The organism is Aquitalea pelogenes, from assembly GCF_041914625.1.
In the GTDB taxonomy this organism is placed as follows: Bacteria; Pseudomonadota; Gammaproteobacteria; order Burkholderiales; family Chromobacteriaceae; genus Aquitalea; species Aquitalea pelogenes.
The window spans coordinates 22,651-37,917 of sequence record NZ_JAYSDA010000034.1; the positions used below are offsets into that span (position 1 = coordinate 22,651).

Genomic DNA, 15,267 nt, shown 5'->3' on the forward strand with positions numbered 1-15,267 from the left:
ACACAGTCCATGCGCATTTACCGTACCGACCAGTTTGCCCTGCCGCTGCCGGAAGGCCACCGTTTCCCGGCTGAAAAATACCAGCTGCTGGCCACCGCAGTGGCGCAATTTGCCGCCCCCCTGATGGAGGAAGCCCCGGCGGCCAGCGCATGGGAACTGCAACAGGTACATGCAGCAGACTATGTCGCCCAGGTGCTGGATGGCAGCCTGCCGCCACGCGCCTGGCGTGAAATCGGCCTGCCATGGTCGCCGCAACTGGTGGAGCGCTCGCGCCGCTCGGTCGGTGCCACTGTTGCCGCCGCCCGCACCGCCTTGCTGCATGGTTGCGGGGTGAATCTGGCCGGGGGCACCCATCATGCCTATCACGACAAGGGCAGCGGCTTTTGTGTATTCAATGATGTAGCCGTGGCCTCGCGCCTGCTGCTGCAAGAAGGCCTGGCGCGCCGCATTCTGGTCATTGATCTGGATGTCCATCAGGGCAATGGCACGGCCGCCATTTTCCGCGACGAACCACGCGTGTTCACGTTTTCCATGCATGGCGAAAAGAACTTTCCCTTCCGCAAGGAAGCCAGCTCGCTGGACATCGACCTGCCCGACCAGACCGACGACGCCAGCTACCTTTCCCTGCTGCAACGGCATTTGCCCGCGCTATTGCAACAACAACCCGATATCGTGTTTTACCTGGCCGGTGCCGACCCTTATGCAGGTGACCGGCTGGGCAAGCTGGCACTGAGCAAGGCGGGTTTGCTGCAACGCGACCAGCTGGTCATGCAGCAAGTGCAGGACAGTGGTGCCGCACTGGTCATCACCATGGCCGGAGGCTATGCCAACCCGATCAGCGACACGGTGGAAATCCAGACCAATACCGTCGCTGCCGCGTATCAGCTATTTGGCTCAGGCGTGTAAGATTCCCCCGCCAGCCCCGACGAAACAGCGTACCTACCCCCATAAAATGGAGAGCGCAATGAACACAGCCACCCTGGCCGGCGGATGCTTCTGGTGTACCGAGAGTATTTTTCTCGCCCTCAACGGGGTAAGCCAGGTGCAATCCGGTTATATCGGCGGGCAGACGCCCAACCCTGACTATCGCAGCGTCTGCAGCGGCCACACCGGCCATGCCGAAGCAGTGCAGATCCGCTTTGACCCGGCCATCATCAGTTATCGTCAGTTGTTGCAGATATTTTTTGCCACCCACGACCCCACCACCCTGAACCGACAGGGGCATGATGTGGGCAGCCAGTACCGCTCCGCCATCTTTTATCATGATGCAGAGCAGCTGGAGACGGCCAGGGCCGTGATGGCCGACCTGGAACAACAAGGCATTTTTGCCGCACCCATCGTCACCACGCTGGAGCCGGCCAGCCAGTTTTATCCTGCCGAGGACTACCATCAGCAATACTTTGCCCGTAACGCCGAGCAACCATACTGCCAGGCGGTCATTCAGCCCAAGCAGCTGAAGCTGCGACGCCAGTTTGCCGACTGGCTGAAACCATGACGATACTGACCCGGCGACATCAAACCGCCGATAAAGTATCGCCATGACAGCAGTCCGTGCAGCCAGCCAGCCATTATGCTGATAACATTCGCGCTGGCTGGCACTGCTTGCGGCATTGCAACAAGCAAGCAATACCTGTAGCACATGCCGGCAAAAGGCAGACCGGACAAGGCGGTCACGGGTATCATGGAGCGCATTGACTTCGGGAGCTGCCCTTAGCCGGTCGCCATGCCCCGCCACAAGCACACGAACCCGGCAAGACCACCCATGCTTCCCGTTGCTGACAGCCAGACAGGCAACGGGCCTGGCCTTGCCGTATCTGGCACATAAACAGCAATCGCTGTTGCAGGAGATGACCGTTAATGAAGTACATGATGCCCACCGTTTTCATTGTGGATGACGACCCGGCCGTACGCGACTCACTGGCCTTGCTGATCATGGCCCAGGGCATGCGCACGGTAACGTTCGCCAGCGCCATGGAATTCCTTGAAACCTACACCGAAGGTGAAATCGGCTGCATGGTGCTGGATATCCGCATGCCGCAGATCACCGGCCTTGCCCTGCAGGAAAAACTGGTAGAACGCGGCCTGTCCATTCCCATTGTCTTCATCACCGGCCATGGTGATATCGAACAGTGCCGCCGTGCTTTCCAGTCCGGTGCCATTGATTTCCTGACCAAGCCCATCGACCAGAACCGCCTGATCGACAGCCTGCGCAAGGGCATACGCCTGAGCATCCAGCAACAGCAGCAGGATGAAGAAACCCAGGAAGTGATGAACCAGCTGGCCCGCATCAGCGGCCGCGAGCGTGAAGTGCTGGAACTGGTGGCCGACGGCCTGTCCAGCAAGGAAATCGCCCGCCAGCTGGACCTGTCGCCGCGCACCATCGAAGTGCACCGCGCCAACCTGTTCAGCAAGCTGGGGGTGGATTCACTGGCCGACCTGATCCGCTTTTACCTGAAGGCACTGGAAGCCACCGGCAAAAAACGCAGCGACGAGTCTTTTTTGAACGAAACCGCCCCAAGGCAGTAGAATCGCCCACATGGAACGACTGTTCAAACATGTCTGCCTGGTGGCAAGACACAGCAAACCGCAAGTGGTGGAATCGCTGCGCACCCTGGCCGATCATCTGGCCGCTGCCGGCGTCACCGTATTCGTGGACAAGGAAAGCGCCACCCCGGCCGAAGCCGGTCCCCATCAGCTGATCGAACGCAGCGACATGGGCAAGCTGGCCGATCTCGTCATCGTGCTGGGCGGGGACGGCACCATGCTGTCCATCGCACGCCAGCTGGCACCCTATCGCGTGCCGCTGGTCGGCATCAACCAGGGCCGACTGGGCTTCATGACCGACATTCCGCGTCATGAAATGCTGGAAGCCATCGACGCCATCCTGGGCGGCAATTTCGTCCCGGAAAACCGCATCCTGCTGCAAGCATCGGTGATTCGCGAAGATGCCGAAGTCGCCAATGCGCTGGCCTTCAACGACATTGTGTTCAGCCGCGGTGCCGTGGGTTCGATGATCGAATTCGAGGTTTTCATCGACAACCAGTTTGTCTACAGCCAGCGCTCGGACGGCCTGATTGTCTCTACCCCCACCGGCTCCACTGCCTACTCGCTGGCCGCTGGCGGCCCCATCCTGCACCCCACGCTGCAGGCGATTGCACTGGTGCCCATCTGCCCGCAGTCGCTCAATAACCGCCCGATTGCGGTGAACGACTCCTGCGAAGTGGAATTCATGCTGACCCGCGGCTTGGACGCGCGCGTGCACTTTGACGGCCAGTCGCATTGCGACCTGATGGAAATGGACCGCGTGCTGATCCGCCGTTACCGCAACCCGCTGCGCATCCTGCACCCGGTGGGCTACAACTACTACGACATGCTGCGCCACAAGCTCCACTGGGGCGAGCGCCTGCTCTGACACGCACACACCATGCTGCTATCCCTTCTGGTCAAAGACTTCGTCATCGTTGACAGCATTGCGCTGGACTTCTCGCCCGGTTTTACCGTACTGACCGGCGAAACCGGGGCAGGCAAATCCATTTTGCTGGATGCACTGGGCCTTTTGCTGGGCGACCGCGCCGAAGGCTCGCTGGTGCGCGAAGGGGCCGAACGCGCCGAAATCAGCGCCGAATTCGACAGCCGCCAGCGTCCTGAAATCAAGGCCTGGTTACAGGAAAATGCCCTGTCGGGCGACGACGACATCGTGCTGATCCGCCGCGTACTGGACAAATCCGGCCGCTCGCGCAGCTTCATCAATGGTCAGCCAGCCACCCTGGCCCAGCTCAAGCTGCTGGGCGAGTTCCTGGTCGACATCCACGGTCAGCACGCCCACCAGTCGCTGGTGAAAGCCGAAGCCCAGCGTGAACTGCTGGATGCCTATGCCGGTAGCAGCTCGCTGGCCCGCGAAGTGCATCAGGCCTGGCAGGAATGGCAAGCCGCCCGCAAGGCACGCAGCGATGCCGACAAGCTGTCGCGCGAATCCGAAGTGGAACGCGAACGACTCACCTGGCAAATCAACGAACTGACCGAACTGGGCCTGCAACAGGACGAATGGGCCGCGCTCAACCAGAGCCACTCCCGCCTGGCCAATGCTGCAGAACTGGTACAAAGCGCGCAGTACGCGGTGGATACCCTGTCCGAAATGGAGGGCAACTGCCTGTCCGTGCTCACCCAGGTACAAAGCCGCCTGAGCAAGCTGGCCAACCTCGACCCACGGCTGGCCGACACCCTGTCCCTGCTGGATTCGGTAGATGCCGAACTGCGCGAAGTCGTCTACAGCCTGCGCGACTACGCCAGCGACATCGACGAAGACCCGGGCCAGCTGCAACAGGTGGAAAGCCGCATCGACAGCCTGATGAGCATGGCGCGCAAATACCGCGTGCAGCCGCAGGAACTGCCGCTCAAGCTGGCCGACTGGCAAGCCCAGCTGGCCGCGCTGGAAGCCTCCACCGACAGCGAAGCCCTGGCGCTGGCCGAAACCGCCAGCCTGTCGCGCTACCGCACCCTGGCCGAAGCCCTGTCCGGCAAACGCCGCCAGGCCGCCAGCGAACTGTCCGCCCGCATCAGCAAGGAAATGCAGCAGCTGGCCATGAGCAGCGCCCGCTTTGCCATCGAACTGGCGGCCCTGGCCGAACCCGGCGCCCATGGCCTGGAATCCATCGAATACCTGGTGGCAGCCAACGCCGGAACCAGCCTGCGCCCGCTGGCCAAGGTGGCTTCCGGTGGCGAGCTGTCACGCATCAGCCTGGCCATGCAAGTGGTGATCAGCCAAGTGGCCAGCGTGCCCACGCTGATTTTCGACGAAGTGGATGTCGGCATTGGCGGGCGCGTGGCGGAAGTCATCGGCCATATGCTGAAGCAACTGGGTCAACGCTATCAGGTGCTGTGCATCACCCACCTGCCGCAGGTGGCCTCCTGCGGCGAGCAGCACTGGCAAGTCAGCAAGCGCGAGGAAAAGAAGCGTGTGGTCAGCCGCATCACCCCGCTGGACGCCGAGCAGCGTGTGCTGGAAATCGCCCGCATGCTGGGCGGTGCCGAGCTCACCCAGACCACCCGCCAGCATGCCGCAGAAATGCTGGAAATGAACCGCGCCACCCCCTAGCCAAAACGGCCTGGGGCGGTTATGATTGCGTCCTCTTCGCCAGACGACACGGTCGCCGGCAAGAAACTGCGGAGGTTTGGGTGAGTGGTTTAAACCAGCAGTCTTGAAAACTGTTGAGTTAATCCTGAAAGCCTTGCAGAATAAGAGTTTCAGCAAATCGTTTCCGCAAGTTGCGGAAATCATTTCCGCATCTGGCCTGCCTGGATGCCACAGTTTATGGAAGCGTGGGGGAGTGGTTTAACCCAGCTGTCTTGAAAACAGCCGACGGGAAACTGTCCGTGAGTTCGAATCTCACCGCTTCCGCCAATATGAAAAACGGCCCTGCTTGGGGCCGTTTTTCTTTGTGCTGCTACTTTGTCGGGAGAACCGTCTCCCCTACCCGCTGATATACCGTCTTGGTGATTTGCTTGTCGGTATGCCCCAGTAGCTTGCTGGCATGGGTCAGGTCCATTTCGCTGGCTGCCTTTGGCCGGATATCACGGAACTGGAATTCCCTGATACGCTTGGCCAGCTCCATATCCTCTGCCTTTTCTGCCGCTTTTGCCGCAGTGTCTCTGGCATCATTGAAGCGAGCCCGCAGCGTCCACTCGTTCAGTGCGGCACCTGTCGGCGTGGCCACGATAAACATGCTGGTCAGCCTGGCATCACGTGCCCGCGCCCGTATCCTATCGATCAGCTGGCCAAGCATGGTGCGGCCAGTCTCTGGATCATCCAGCAGAATGCGCAGCTTCTTGCCTGATGACTTCTGCGTCTTATTTGGCTTCACTTCCAGCGCGCCATCCCTGATGTCGGAATACCGCATTTTCAGCACATCGCCCGGGCGCTGGCCTGTCAGGTAGTTCAGGTCCATCGCATCCTGCAATTCTACGCATGCCGCACCGTACACCGCATTCCATACCGCTGCATCAGCATAGAAGTCCCGCGGCGTTTCCTTGTTCTTGCGCACTCCCTTCACTGGGTTCTCGCGCGCGGTATAGCCCCACTCCCTTGCCATGTTGAACACATGGGAAAACAGGGTGATTTCCCGGTTAGCCCTGACCGGCGCTACTGCCCCGCGCTTGTCACGGTACTGGGCAATAAATTGCGGCGTGATGGCATCAATCGGTGCAGTGTCGAACACCTTGCGCAGCATGGTCAGGCACAGCATATTTTCACGCTGGGTGGACACGGCTTTGGTTGGCACAATTTCGCGCTCGTACCGGTCGAAGATGAAGCGCATCAGGCCAGTTTCAGGCGGACGTTCCTGGCACTCCAGATCAGCCCACTTCTTCTTTGCCTCGTTCAGGTTCTGGCCCAGCGGGATTTCCACCCGCCGGCCAGTTTCATCGCGCCCATTGTAGAAATAGGCCTCCCACACCTTCCCGCTCTTCATCTTGCGCACTCGGCGCAGCATCCTGGGCGGCAGGTCGCGGTGTGTAGACTTTGGTCGCATAGGATTACCCCAAGGCAGAGAAATCAGGCTGCCAGCTTGATTGCGCGCCATCTCCACTGGCGCTTGGCTTTACTCCGGCCAGCTGCATACGGGCATACCAGCGGCCCACAATGGGCTTGCCTGCGGCATTTACCACGTAGGTCCAGCCGTTCTTATCCAGCCATTCCCGCTGGCTGGCAATGTGCTTGCGCCCGGTTACCTCTGCCAGTTCGTCGGCATTGAGAAATTCAGAGCTCATATTCTGGCACCCCTTTCAAACATATTCCGAACTGCACACACCGAAACTCGGTGCATAGCCAAACGACCGGCCCTTGGTGTGCTTCTCTCCGATGACGGTACCAGCAAGACCGCGCATGGACTCAGGCACGAATGCCCGGTTCTGCTCAGCCAGCCTGGACAGATCCCGCTTACCTGGCTGAACACCTGGTCGCAGGCAACCACAAGATAAGGTCTTGCCGGCCGTCACGCCGTCGCGCTTCTTCTCGACCAGCTTCCCGCAGTCGCACTGGAACAGCCATACCGCCCGGGGCGTGCCGCCGGAGCTGAAAACGCGGCCAGTCTGCCTGATCGCAGTCAACAGGCCGAACTTCTGGCCGGCGATGGATTTGTGTGGTGTGGCCATCAGCCTTCCTCCACGATTTTGAATTCCACGACCCATACCCATGGGTTTTCGTCCCAGCTGCCGGGGCCATTGATTGCTTCCCACAGGTGCTTGTAGCGCTTCACGTATGTGTCGCAGTCCCGGCAGTCGCAGTCAGGAATAACACCACCATTACCACCCAGTACTGCATGCAGGCCAGTGCCACCGCAGGTAGGGCAAAGCTTCATGTCGCGATCAGTGCGTTCTGAATCCAAGCGCTCGCAGCCTTCGGCGTCGGCATCGGCCTCGCTGATTTCCTTGAGCCGCTCCACGCGCACACTGACGATTTCCAGCAGGATACGGCTGGCCCAGCGTGGCATATGGATGGATGGAACATTGGCTCCGTCCCGCGCTCCGTAGGCATTCATGTGCATCCACTGGATGGCATCACCGGGGGTATCGTTGATGGGCCTGAAGTGGCTGTCGGCGAGATAGCGCACACCATCCAGACCGCTCTCCAGCTCCTCTGCTCGGCAAGTCTCCCGAACCCACAGTCTGTTGCCGGGCTGCCCGTAGGGGCAAGTGTATGGCCGCTCATTACCGTCATTCATGACCTCACTCTCACCATCGTCGCTGCGGTATGGCCACCAGCCGGTACCACGGTCCAGCAGAACGAATGCATCATCGGAAGGATGGATTTTCACCACTCTCCGCGTCTGGGTCTTGGTTCCATCCAGCAGCGCCCTCACCATCGGCGCACTGAACGGGATCGGGCGTTCTTTAATCATGGCGTGCCTCATCAGGATCACGCAGGCCAGCCATTACAGCAGCCTGGTAGCGGGTGTAGCCTTCCTCGACATACGACCGGTACAACTCATAGTCGCGGCGACCGGTGTTCCAACCGTGCATGTAGTACGGCTGGTCTCGGTGTTCTTCGGACGGTTGCTTGCCAGCGTGGGCATCATCCAATCCTTGGCCGTAGAGGTTCATGAGCGCAGCCCCTCCGTGGTCTTGTACACTTCGGCCGCAGCGGCGACAGCCATTTTCAGGTCGCATTTATCAAAGCACGCTTGAGCCGCATCCCAGCCTTCATCGGAATCGGGATAACCAGCAGCAAAAGAGCAAACTCCCAGATCCGGCGGATTCACGTAGAAGCGCACTTCCGGCGCATGATCATCCGGATCAGCATCCAGCTTCACCAGGATCTGGCCATACTCTTCCGTTTCGAACAGCTTGGCGAATTGGGCGGTCATGCTGCCTTCCTTTCTTCTTCAGCACCGGCCACGGCCAGCACTTCCCCGTTTTCGATCCAGAAGCTGCCGATCAGCTCATCGCTCGGCATGGCCTTCTTCATGGTCCCGCACACCACAGCGCATTCCAGCGCGCCGTCTTCAGCCATGTCACACAGCAGGTCCAGCAGCTGGGAGCGGCCAACCAGGTCCAGCACGTCGAAGCGATCCAGCACCACCAGCTTCAGTCCGGACAGCTGGGCGATCATCAGCGCCAGCAGGGTGTCGGTGCGCCACTGCTCGGACTCGGACAGCAAGCCATAAGCGCGGCCGTCAGCGGTGATGTCCATGTCGCGGCTGATCTGCACGCGGGCCCAGCCAGCGTCTTGGGAAAGGCGGTGCAGCATGTCATTCACCGGGCGCAGGGAATCAGCCAGGATCTCGCCCGGGATGCCATCCGGTGCCAAGGCATCGGCAATCAGTGACCAGGCCTGCACGTCGGCATGGTGCTTGCCGGCGTCCTTGGTCTTCTTGTCGGCTTCGGCAGCCACACGCTGGTTGGCGCGCATCGCCTCCAGATCCGTGACGCGGGCAGTACTTGGCGGAGCAAAGCACCGACTTCGGATTGCCGTAGAACAGGCCGCTGTGAATGATGTGGCTGGCGTGCTGCAGCAGGCCGGGGCTGTCTTCGTCACCTATCAGGGCTTCACGGGCGTTGCCGATCAGGCCAACGCCCACCTTCTGGCTGGCCGCAGTCTTGCCGGTGTTCAGGCCGATGATCTGGGCCGGGGCAGTCAGCGCCTGGCCAACGGCAAACTCGGCGATCAGCTCATACACACCCATCTGCGGGCCGTGGCCGGTCGTAACCGCAATGCCATCGCTGCCCACGGCGCGGGCGCCGGACTTCAAGTCGGCAATGCCCAGCTCTCCATCCACGTTGCGGTAGATCCGGTCGGTCGTACCGGTCAGCACCAAGCCAAGGTCAGTGATTTCCAGCGCCTCGCACGGCACCTCCACGCCCACGTAATCCTGCTTCGGTGCGATTTCATGGCAGTAGCGGGAATGCAGGGTCAGGCCAATCGTTTCAGCGTCCTGCGGCTTGGTATCGCCCCACTCCACTTCGCCGTTGCCCTGCTCGTCATCCTTGGCATACAGCGTGTCAATCAATGCGCCTGCGGCTTCGGACGGGGTCAGCGGGTTGCCATCCAGCTTGGCCTGGTCAAACAGAGCAGTACCGGCGTGAATGGCCGTACCAAGGCGAGCGGCGCCAGACGACGGCATGCGCATGCGCAGCAGGTGTTTGGCTTCCCAGCGCGCCGGGCAGTCGAAGAGTTCAGCCAGCGAGCTGGCGCGTACCGTCACGGACGGCTTGAGTGCGAAAGGTGCGTTCATGCTACTTTCTCCTGTGATTTCAGATGCTCCAGCACGGCCACGCTGAGCGCGGCACAGTCGAACAGCTCGGCCGCGTCGGTCGCGCTGTCTGCCAGAAAAACTTCGGTTACTTCGAAACCGGCTTGCTGGCCGGGGTGGAATGCTGCCGGGCGCTCCGGCTTGGTGTAGGTGCCGCGCACCACCAGGTTGAAGCCGTCAAACTCCAGCTCGACCTGGCCACGCTGATAGCCACGCACCAGTTCGGCTTGGCGCATCAGCTGGATGACCGCTGCGGATAGCCGCGACAGGCTCATGGCATCAGCTCCAGCACCTGCAGCAGGCCAAAGCACACGGCAGCCGCGGACAGAACAAGCAGGATTCCGATGATGTTTTGAAGGGTTTTCATGCACTCACCTGCTTGGTGCTGGTGGGCACAACGCGCAGGGCCGGCACCAGACGCACCACCGGGCGGCGGCGATCAGGCACAGCAACAAGGCCGGTGGCCTCCTCTACAGCGCGGATGCTGTCCGGGCTGTAACTGCATGCCGGGTGCAGCAAGATGTTTGCGGGCTTGTTCATCGCTTTCCTCCGGGTGGTGTTAGGTGTTTCGTTGAGCTGATATTAGGCATTGCCTTACTTGATGTCAATAGCCAATGCCTAACTATTTGCAGTTAGTTAGCTATTTACTTGCTTCCGCCTAATGCAAGAGGCGGTTTAGACCATGACCGGGGGAAAGCGCGTGTGCAAAAAAAGCCCGCACGAAGCGGGCTGCTGGGCAGAAAAGACAAAGCCCCGCACGAAGGCGGGGCTCAGCTGGCCGGTTGGTTTTTATCCGAGGAAGGGATGCCGGCCGGGATGTAGTGTGGGGCTTGGGTGGGAGCCAGGCAAGAAAAAACCCGCCGGAGCGGGTTACTTTTTCTGGGGAGCCTGCGCCACAGGAGCAGCTGCTGGTGGTGCCACCATAATCATCTGCGGAGCTGCTGGCGGATCTGGGCGAAATGCTTTGATGATTCCGGGGACAACCTGAGCCAGGATGATTGCGCTAACCACCCAGATGATGATGCTGTTCTTAGCCTCGGAAACGTAGGCCTTGACTTCGGAAACATCGGCTTTCGTGGCCATGGTCTTCTCAATGACGGCCAGCCGCGTTTCCACCCCCGCGATCTTGTCTCGGGTGGTTTCTGCAATGGCTTCCAACTTCGCTACGCGGGCTTCCATGCCGTCATTATGGCCACCGCCGCCGCCATTAGCAACGTCGGTATCCGACGAACCCTTGGGGAATTTGACTACCTTCCTTTCAGCCATTCCCCACCTCGTCGTCAAATGCTTCGAGGTATCCGCACTCTGAGCATCGGTAAAGCTGAACCGTAAAAACTCTTTCAGACGGCTTTGTAATCCGCAAGGGCTGCCCGGCTTCCATACCTGCTTGCATGCTTATCAATGAAAGACCCATGAAGCCCCAGCGGTGGTTCTCATCGTGCTTATCGACATGGACAAGTTCTCCATGCCCATAGCGACATGTTGGTACGACCTTCATTGAATGCCTTTCATCACACTATTACCCACCCCACCAAACCATCTTGCCGATGATGCCGTCAGAAGGGACGGCTGCCGACAGCTACTGCTTCTCGCGCCAGCTATCTACCCTGCGGAGTGCGTCGGCGTTCGTGACCTGATACACAAACTTGCCACCTTCGCCGCTCATGATTGTGTAGCTAACACCCTGGAACGTTGCTGACTGTTCAGCTCCGGTCTTCACGTTCTTCATGGTGGCAGTGGCCGATGCGCTACAGGTAACCGACTGCTTCGCTGTGTCCTTAACGGCCGCCTGGTCAATACCTATTGTCAGGGCATCGCTGTATTTCTTCCGGGCAGCATCATCAAACACCTCACCATGCTGCTCTGCGACAGGCCTCAGGGCATCAAGAAACACCTGCTTTACCTCGCCTCCAACTGCCGACTTGGCCTCGTTGGACCAGCAGTCATCACTTGACGGGGTCTTTGCACACCCAGCAAGACCGGCCACAAGTACAGCAAATACCAATTTGCGCATAGCCATCCCCTTTGCATTGACATTGGCATGGGGCGATTTTATCGTAAACAAACCCGCTTACGCGGGTTCCTGTGCCCGAATACCTGACTTGTAATCAGATGATCGGCTTGCTGGAAAAAAAAATTCACCCACCACGCCAAACCATCTTGCCGATGATGCACAGCTGGTTCATCTGCTCTCCCACCACCTCGATATCCTCGAAGTCCTTGTTGTACGAGCGCAGCACCACCATGCCCGGCTTGCGGTGCACGGCTTTGATGTAGAACTGATCATCCAGGCAGACCGCGTAGACGTCCCCGTCGATGATTTCCTTCTTGCTGGTATCAATCAGCACCGTGTCGTAATCCTGCAGCACCGGCTCCATTGAGCGGCCACGCACGTAGAGCGCCTTGCAATCCTCAGGCGGCAGGCCCTTGAACTTGAACCAGGCCGCGCGGAAGCAGATCGGGTCCTTCTGGTTCACCACCCACTGGATGTTGCCGCAGCCGGCCGACAAGTTGATGTCGTATCGATCGATCCAGACGTAACGATCAGGATCCAGCTCGTCGGGGTTGTCGTAGGCAACGACGGATGCGCCGGCCGGGATGACGGGTGCCGACATATGCGACGGCCCAAACGCAGCCATCTCCATATTTGTAATTCCCCAGTGATCAGGACCGACCACATCGGAGAAGTAGGTAAGTAGCTTCTCGATGTGGACTTTGCTGATACGTCCATTTTTCAACCACCCCTGAATACTTGGCGGTTTCACGTCGAAATGGCGCGCGACATCAGCCTTGCTGACGCCTTTCATCTGGATTGCAGCGGCCAGAGCGGCCCCTAATTTTTCACCTGTAAGCATTGGCTAACTATCCCTATTGGCTAACACGTTAGTCAATAACTTGCTTTACATTAGCCATTGACTTACTATCTGACTTACACAACACCAGGAACATTGATATGAAAGCTGAAGCCCTTGAGCGCGCCTGCTCTCTTCTTGGCAGCCAAGCAGCCTTGGCCCGCGCTGTTGGTGTAAAGCCGCCGGTTATCCAGCAATGGATGAAGGGTGAGCGCCCGATTCCAACAGCTCGTTGCGTTGCGATTGAGAAAGCAACCTCGGGGGCTGTTACCCGCCAGCAGCTCAGGCCCGATGACTGGCAGAACCACTGGCCTGAACTCTCCAAAGCCGCCTAACCACTCTGACGCATCTCACATGCATCAGCACTCAACACTTTTTGAAGGGAAATGAAGATGGACAGCCTTGTAGCGCCGTCACTGGCCAGGGCGCTTCGTTCGGCCCTGTCGGACCCACGTGACAAGCAGCGCGTGATGGATGCGCTCAACTGGGATGCAAGCCAGGTGAGCCGTTATTTGTCGGGTCAGATGGGGATTACCGAAGACAAGATCGACACCGCCATCCAGGCGGTGGGTTACGTCCCGGTCTCTCCGCAGTACTTGGACTCCCTCGCCTACCTGTCGAAGGTCGGTGCCGGCTGCGAATGCGCCCGGCGCGGCCTGGGGGAATGTGGTGGTGGGATTTTGAAAATGAAAAGGGCCGCGTAACGGTGCTGGCACACCACGCGACCCTACCTCCAAAAGGCAGAACGATTATGAACACACCACCATTCAAACGCAACCCGGAGGCCGCACTATGAACGAGATCCGCGAAATTCGGCACGGTCATCTGTTCTGCGGCCTGGGCGGCGGCGCCAAAGGCTTCAACAAAGCGCAACCGCGTGTCGGCAACCTGCAGGCACGCTTTCGTTGCCTGGGCGGTATCGATGTGGATGCCGCAGCCATTCGTGACTTCAACAGCATCGTTGGGGTGCCGGGCACGGTCATGGATCTATTTGACCGCCAGCAATACATCGACTTCCACGGCAAAGAGCCGCCGGCAAGCTGGCGCGAAGCCACACCGGCCGACATCCGTCACGCCATGGGCAATGAACGCCCCCACATCTGGTTCCTGTCCGCACCCTGCAAGGGCTTCTCCGGCCTCCTGAACGAATCACGCAGCAAGACCGCCAAGTATCAGGCCCTGAACCGTCTGACCCTGCGCGGCATCTGGCTGGCACTGGAAGCTTATGCCGACGACCCAGTGGAGCTACTGGTCTTCGAGAACGTCCCGCGCATCGCCAGCCGTGGCCGGCACCTGCTGGACCAGATTGGTGACCTGCTGCGCGCTTATGGCTATGCCGTGGCTGAAACCACCCACGACTGCGGCGAGATCGGTGGCCTGGCCCAGTCCCGCAAGCGCTTCTTGCTGGTGGCCCGTCACATCGAGAAGGTTGCCCCGTTCCTGTACGAGCCGGAAAAGAAACGCCTGGAGGCCGTCGGTACCGTGCTGGGCCGCATGCCTTTGCCAGGTGAACTGGCCGGTGGCCCGATGCACCGTGTTCCGTCCCTGCAATGGAAGACCTGGGTGCGCCTTGCTTTTGTGGAGGCCGGCAGCGACTGGCGCAGCCTGAACAAGCTGGCAGTGGAAGATGGTGTGCTGCGTGATTACCTGCTGGTACCGGAATACCGTGCCGGCTACCTGAGCCAGGAGCCAACCCATGCCCTACGTTGACCACACCGTTGTCGGCAACATTTTCCGAAGCCTGCGTGGCCGCTTCGGAAATGCGTTCATGGACAAGTTCCGTTCCGGCAAAGCTGTGCCGGAAGGCCAGCAAAACGCGGGGAGAGACACCGGCCTGCTGGAAGCGATTGACGTGTGGGTCTACGAGCTGCGCCAGCTGTCCGACAAAGACATCCAGCACGGTCTGTCCTGCCGGTTCAAATACCCGCCCAGCGCCGACGAATTCGTGCATGCCTGCTGCACGCGGGAAATCACACCGCCGACGCCCACTGGTGACCTGCAATCGCTCCCTGCGCCGACTTTGACCCGCGAACAGGCAGAGAAGCACCTGAGCCGTCTCGGTGGCGCTGTGAAGTCCCTGAGCAGCGGCAATGACCGTTTGCGGCTGGACTGGGCCCACAAGATCGCCGAAGAGTCTGCCAATGGCACCTACTGTGGCGGACTGATGGGCAAGCGCCTGGCAGCAGATGCGTTTTACGACTCCCGCAATCCGGTGCCGGCCGCCCTGCTGCCGTTCCTGTCGAAGAACCGGGCTGAGGAGCAAGCAGCATGACTGTCGTTCAGCAAAGTATTCACGTTTGTGATTTTTGTGGGAAAAGCCAAGACGATGTGTCGCGTATTGTCGCTGGCCCCAAGGCCGATATTTGTGATGAATGCATTGAACTTGCTATGTCTGTGATTTTGGAAATTCGGATACAGGACAGAGCAAAGCAACAGCAGGATGGAAAGCCATGAAGCCATGCACCTGCTGCGCCAAGCGCGAAGAACACGTCTACCAGATGGGCTGCCCCAGCTGCGAAGCCCGGCACATCGCACGGATGATCAAACAGCACCGCCAGCGCGCCTACTGGTGGCCATCGCGCGGGAATCGGCATCTGTCAGCGAGATTTGTCCTGTCGGCTCTTGCTCAAGCTGGGCTCGAATCTGCTGTAGCCTTTCCATGCTCTTTT

At 59.7% G+C, this 15,267-nt stretch carries 23 protein-coding genes and 1 tRNA gene; 11 read left to right on the forward strand and 13 right to left on the reverse strand.

Features of this window, described 5'->3' with window-relative positions; all coding sequences use genetic code 11:
• Positions 1-9: 9 nt before the first annotated feature.
• The 6 genes from ACE3SE_RS19795 (at position 10) to ACE3SE_RS19820 (ending at position 5,401) form a co-directional block, all read left to right on the forward strand.
• Positions 10-906 carry a histone deacetylase family protein gene (locus tag ACE3SE_RS19795; RefSeq protein ID WP_374557696.1) on the forward strand — a complete coding sequence of 299 codons (897 nt, stop codon included), beginning with the start codon at positions 10-12 and terminating at the stop codon, positions 904-906.
• A 58-nt stretch (positions 907-964) separates the two neighbouring features.
• A complete protein-coding gene (gene msrA / locus ACE3SE_RS19800; RefSeq protein ID WP_374557698.1) occupies positions 965-1,495 on the forward strand; it encodes a peptide-methionine (S)-S-oxide reductase MsrA in 531 nt (176 codons plus the stop codon).
• A gap of 362 nt (positions 1,496-1,857) precedes the next feature.
• Positions 1,858-2,526 carry a response regulator transcription factor gene (locus ACE3SE_RS19805; RefSeq protein WP_062787864.1) on the forward strand — a complete coding sequence of 223 codons (669 nt, stop codon included), beginning with the start codon at positions 1,858-1,860 and terminating at the stop codon, positions 2,524-2,526.
• Positions 2,527-2,536: 10 nt separating this feature from the next.
• Positions 2,537-3,412, forward strand: coding sequence for an NAD kinase (locus ACE3SE_RS19810; RefSeq protein ID WP_045847387.1), 876 nt, complete (start codon positions 2,537-2,539; stop codon positions 3,410-3,412).
• Between the two features lie 12 nt (positions 3,413-3,424).
• Positions 3,425-5,095: a DNA repair protein RecN gene (gene recN, locus ACE3SE_RS19815; protein WP_045847388.1), complete on the forward strand. Its 1,671-nt coding sequence runs from the start codon at positions 3,425-3,427 to the stop codon at positions 5,093-5,095.
• Between the two features lie 218 nt (positions 5,096-5,313).
• Positions 5,314-5,401, forward strand: a tRNA-Ser gene (locus tag ACE3SE_RS19820).
• A gap of 43 nt (positions 5,402-5,444) precedes the next feature.
• Here ACE3SE_RS19820 and ACE3SE_RS19825 read toward each other — a convergent pair.
• The 13 genes from ACE3SE_RS19825 to ACE3SE_RS19885 all read right to left on the reverse strand — a co-directional run bounded on the left by ACE3SE_RS19825 (position 5,445) and on the right by ACE3SE_RS19885 (position 12,601).
• A complete protein-coding gene (locus ACE3SE_RS19825) occupies positions 5,445-6,578 on the reverse strand; it encodes a tyrosine-type recombinase/integrase (RefSeq protein ID WP_374557700.1) in 1,134 nt (377 codons plus the stop codon).
• Positions 6,532-6,765 carry a DUF4224 domain-containing protein gene (locus ACE3SE_RS19830; protein ID WP_374557702.1) on the reverse strand — a complete coding sequence of 78 codons (234 nt, stop codon included), beginning with the start codon at positions 6,763-6,765 and terminating at the stop codon, positions 6,532-6,534. The genes ACE3SE_RS19825 and ACE3SE_RS19830 overlap by 47 nt, the downstream gene beginning before the upstream one ends.
• Positions 6,766-6,780: 15 nt before the next feature.
• A complete protein-coding gene (locus ACE3SE_RS19835; protein ID WP_374557705.1) occupies positions 6,781-7,149 on the reverse strand; it encodes a hypothetical protein in 369 nt (122 codons plus the stop codon).
• Entirely contained in the window at positions 7,149-7,895 is a 747-nt protein-coding gene (locus ACE3SE_RS19840; RefSeq protein WP_374557707.1) for a hypothetical protein, read from the reverse strand. Before ACE3SE_RS19840 ends, ACE3SE_RS19835 begins: the two co-directional genes overlap by 1 nt.
• Positions 7,888-8,097 (reverse strand): hypothetical protein, encoded by a 210-nt coding sequence (locus tag ACE3SE_RS19845; RefSeq protein ID WP_374557709.1) that lies wholly within the window; start codon positions 8,095-8,097, stop codon positions 7,888-7,890. Before ACE3SE_RS19845 ends, ACE3SE_RS19840 begins: the two co-directional genes overlap by 8 nt.
• Complete coding sequence (locus ACE3SE_RS19850; RefSeq protein ID WP_374557711.1) at positions 8,094-8,360, reverse strand: hypothetical protein; 267 nt, start codon at positions 8,358-8,360, stop codon at positions 8,094-8,096. Before ACE3SE_RS19850 ends, ACE3SE_RS19845 begins: the two co-directional genes overlap by 4 nt.
• Positions 8,357-8,743 (reverse strand): hypothetical protein, encoded by a 387-nt coding sequence (locus tag ACE3SE_RS19855; protein WP_374557712.1) that lies wholly within the window; start codon positions 8,741-8,743, stop codon positions 8,357-8,359. The genes ACE3SE_RS19850 and ACE3SE_RS19855 overlap by 4 nt, the downstream gene beginning before the upstream one ends.
• Before the next feature lie 22 nt (positions 8,744-8,765).
• On the reverse strand, positions 8,766-9,728 hold the full coding sequence (locus ACE3SE_RS19860) for a RecB family exonuclease (protein ID WP_374557713.1): 963 nt from the start codon (positions 9,726-9,728) through the stop codon (positions 8,766-8,768).
• The gene (locus ACE3SE_RS19865; protein ID WP_374557714.1) at positions 9,725-10,021 is read right to left on the reverse strand and encodes a hypothetical protein; all 297 of its coding nucleotides are present in this window, start codon (positions 10,019-10,021) and stop codon (positions 9,725-9,727) included. Before ACE3SE_RS19865 ends, ACE3SE_RS19860 begins: the two co-directional genes overlap by 4 nt.
• Before the next feature lie 88 nt (positions 10,022-10,109).
• Positions 10,110-10,286 (reverse strand): hypothetical protein, encoded by a 177-nt coding sequence (locus ACE3SE_RS19870; protein WP_374557715.1) that lies wholly within the window; start codon positions 10,284-10,286, stop codon positions 10,110-10,112.
• 330 nt (positions 10,287-10,616) lie between these two features.
• Positions 10,617-11,012: a hypothetical protein gene (locus ACE3SE_RS19875; protein ID WP_374557716.1), complete on the reverse strand. Its 396-nt coding sequence runs from the start codon at positions 11,010-11,012 to the stop codon at positions 10,617-10,619.
• A 313-nt stretch (positions 11,013-11,325) separates the two neighbouring features.
• Positions 11,326-11,760, reverse strand: a complete 435-nt coding sequence (locus tag ACE3SE_RS19880) for a hypothetical protein (protein WP_374557717.1) — start codon at positions 11,758-11,760, stop codon at positions 11,326-11,328.
• A 124-nt stretch (positions 11,761-11,884) separates the two neighbouring features.
• Positions 11,885-12,601, reverse strand: coding sequence for a LexA family transcriptional regulator (locus ACE3SE_RS19885; RefSeq protein WP_374557718.1), 717 nt, complete (start codon positions 12,599-12,601; stop codon positions 11,885-11,887).
• Positions 12,602-12,699: 98 nt separating this feature from the next.
• On the opposite strand from ACE3SE_RS19885, the gene ACE3SE_RS19890 reads away from it, so the two are divergent.
• From ACE3SE_RS19890 to ACE3SE_RS19910, 5 genes are all read left to right on the forward strand, one after another.
• Entirely contained in the window at positions 12,700-12,933 is a 234-nt protein-coding gene (locus ACE3SE_RS19890) for a transcriptional regulator (protein ID WP_374557720.1), read from the forward strand.
• Positions 12,934-12,990: 57 nt separating this feature from the next.
• Positions 12,991-13,302, forward strand: coding sequence for a hypothetical protein (locus tag ACE3SE_RS19895; RefSeq protein ID WP_374557721.1), 312 nt, complete (start codon positions 12,991-12,993; stop codon positions 13,300-13,302).
• An 88-nt stretch (positions 13,303-13,390) separates the two neighbouring features.
• Positions 13,391-14,308, forward strand: a complete 918-nt coding sequence (locus ACE3SE_RS19900; protein ID WP_374557722.1) for a DNA cytosine methyltransferase — start codon at positions 13,391-13,393, stop codon at positions 14,306-14,308.
• Positions 14,295-14,870 (forward strand): hypothetical protein, encoded by a 576-nt coding sequence (locus ACE3SE_RS19905; protein WP_374557724.1) that lies wholly within the window; start codon positions 14,295-14,297, stop codon positions 14,868-14,870. Before ACE3SE_RS19900 ends, ACE3SE_RS19905 begins: the two co-directional genes overlap by 14 nt.
• Complete coding sequence (locus tag ACE3SE_RS19910; protein WP_374557726.1) at positions 14,867-15,052, forward strand: ClpX C4-type zinc finger protein; 186 nt, start codon at positions 14,867-14,869, stop codon at positions 15,050-15,052. Before ACE3SE_RS19905 ends, ACE3SE_RS19910 begins: the two co-directional genes overlap by 4 nt.
• Positions 15,053-15,267: the final 215 nt, after the last annotated feature.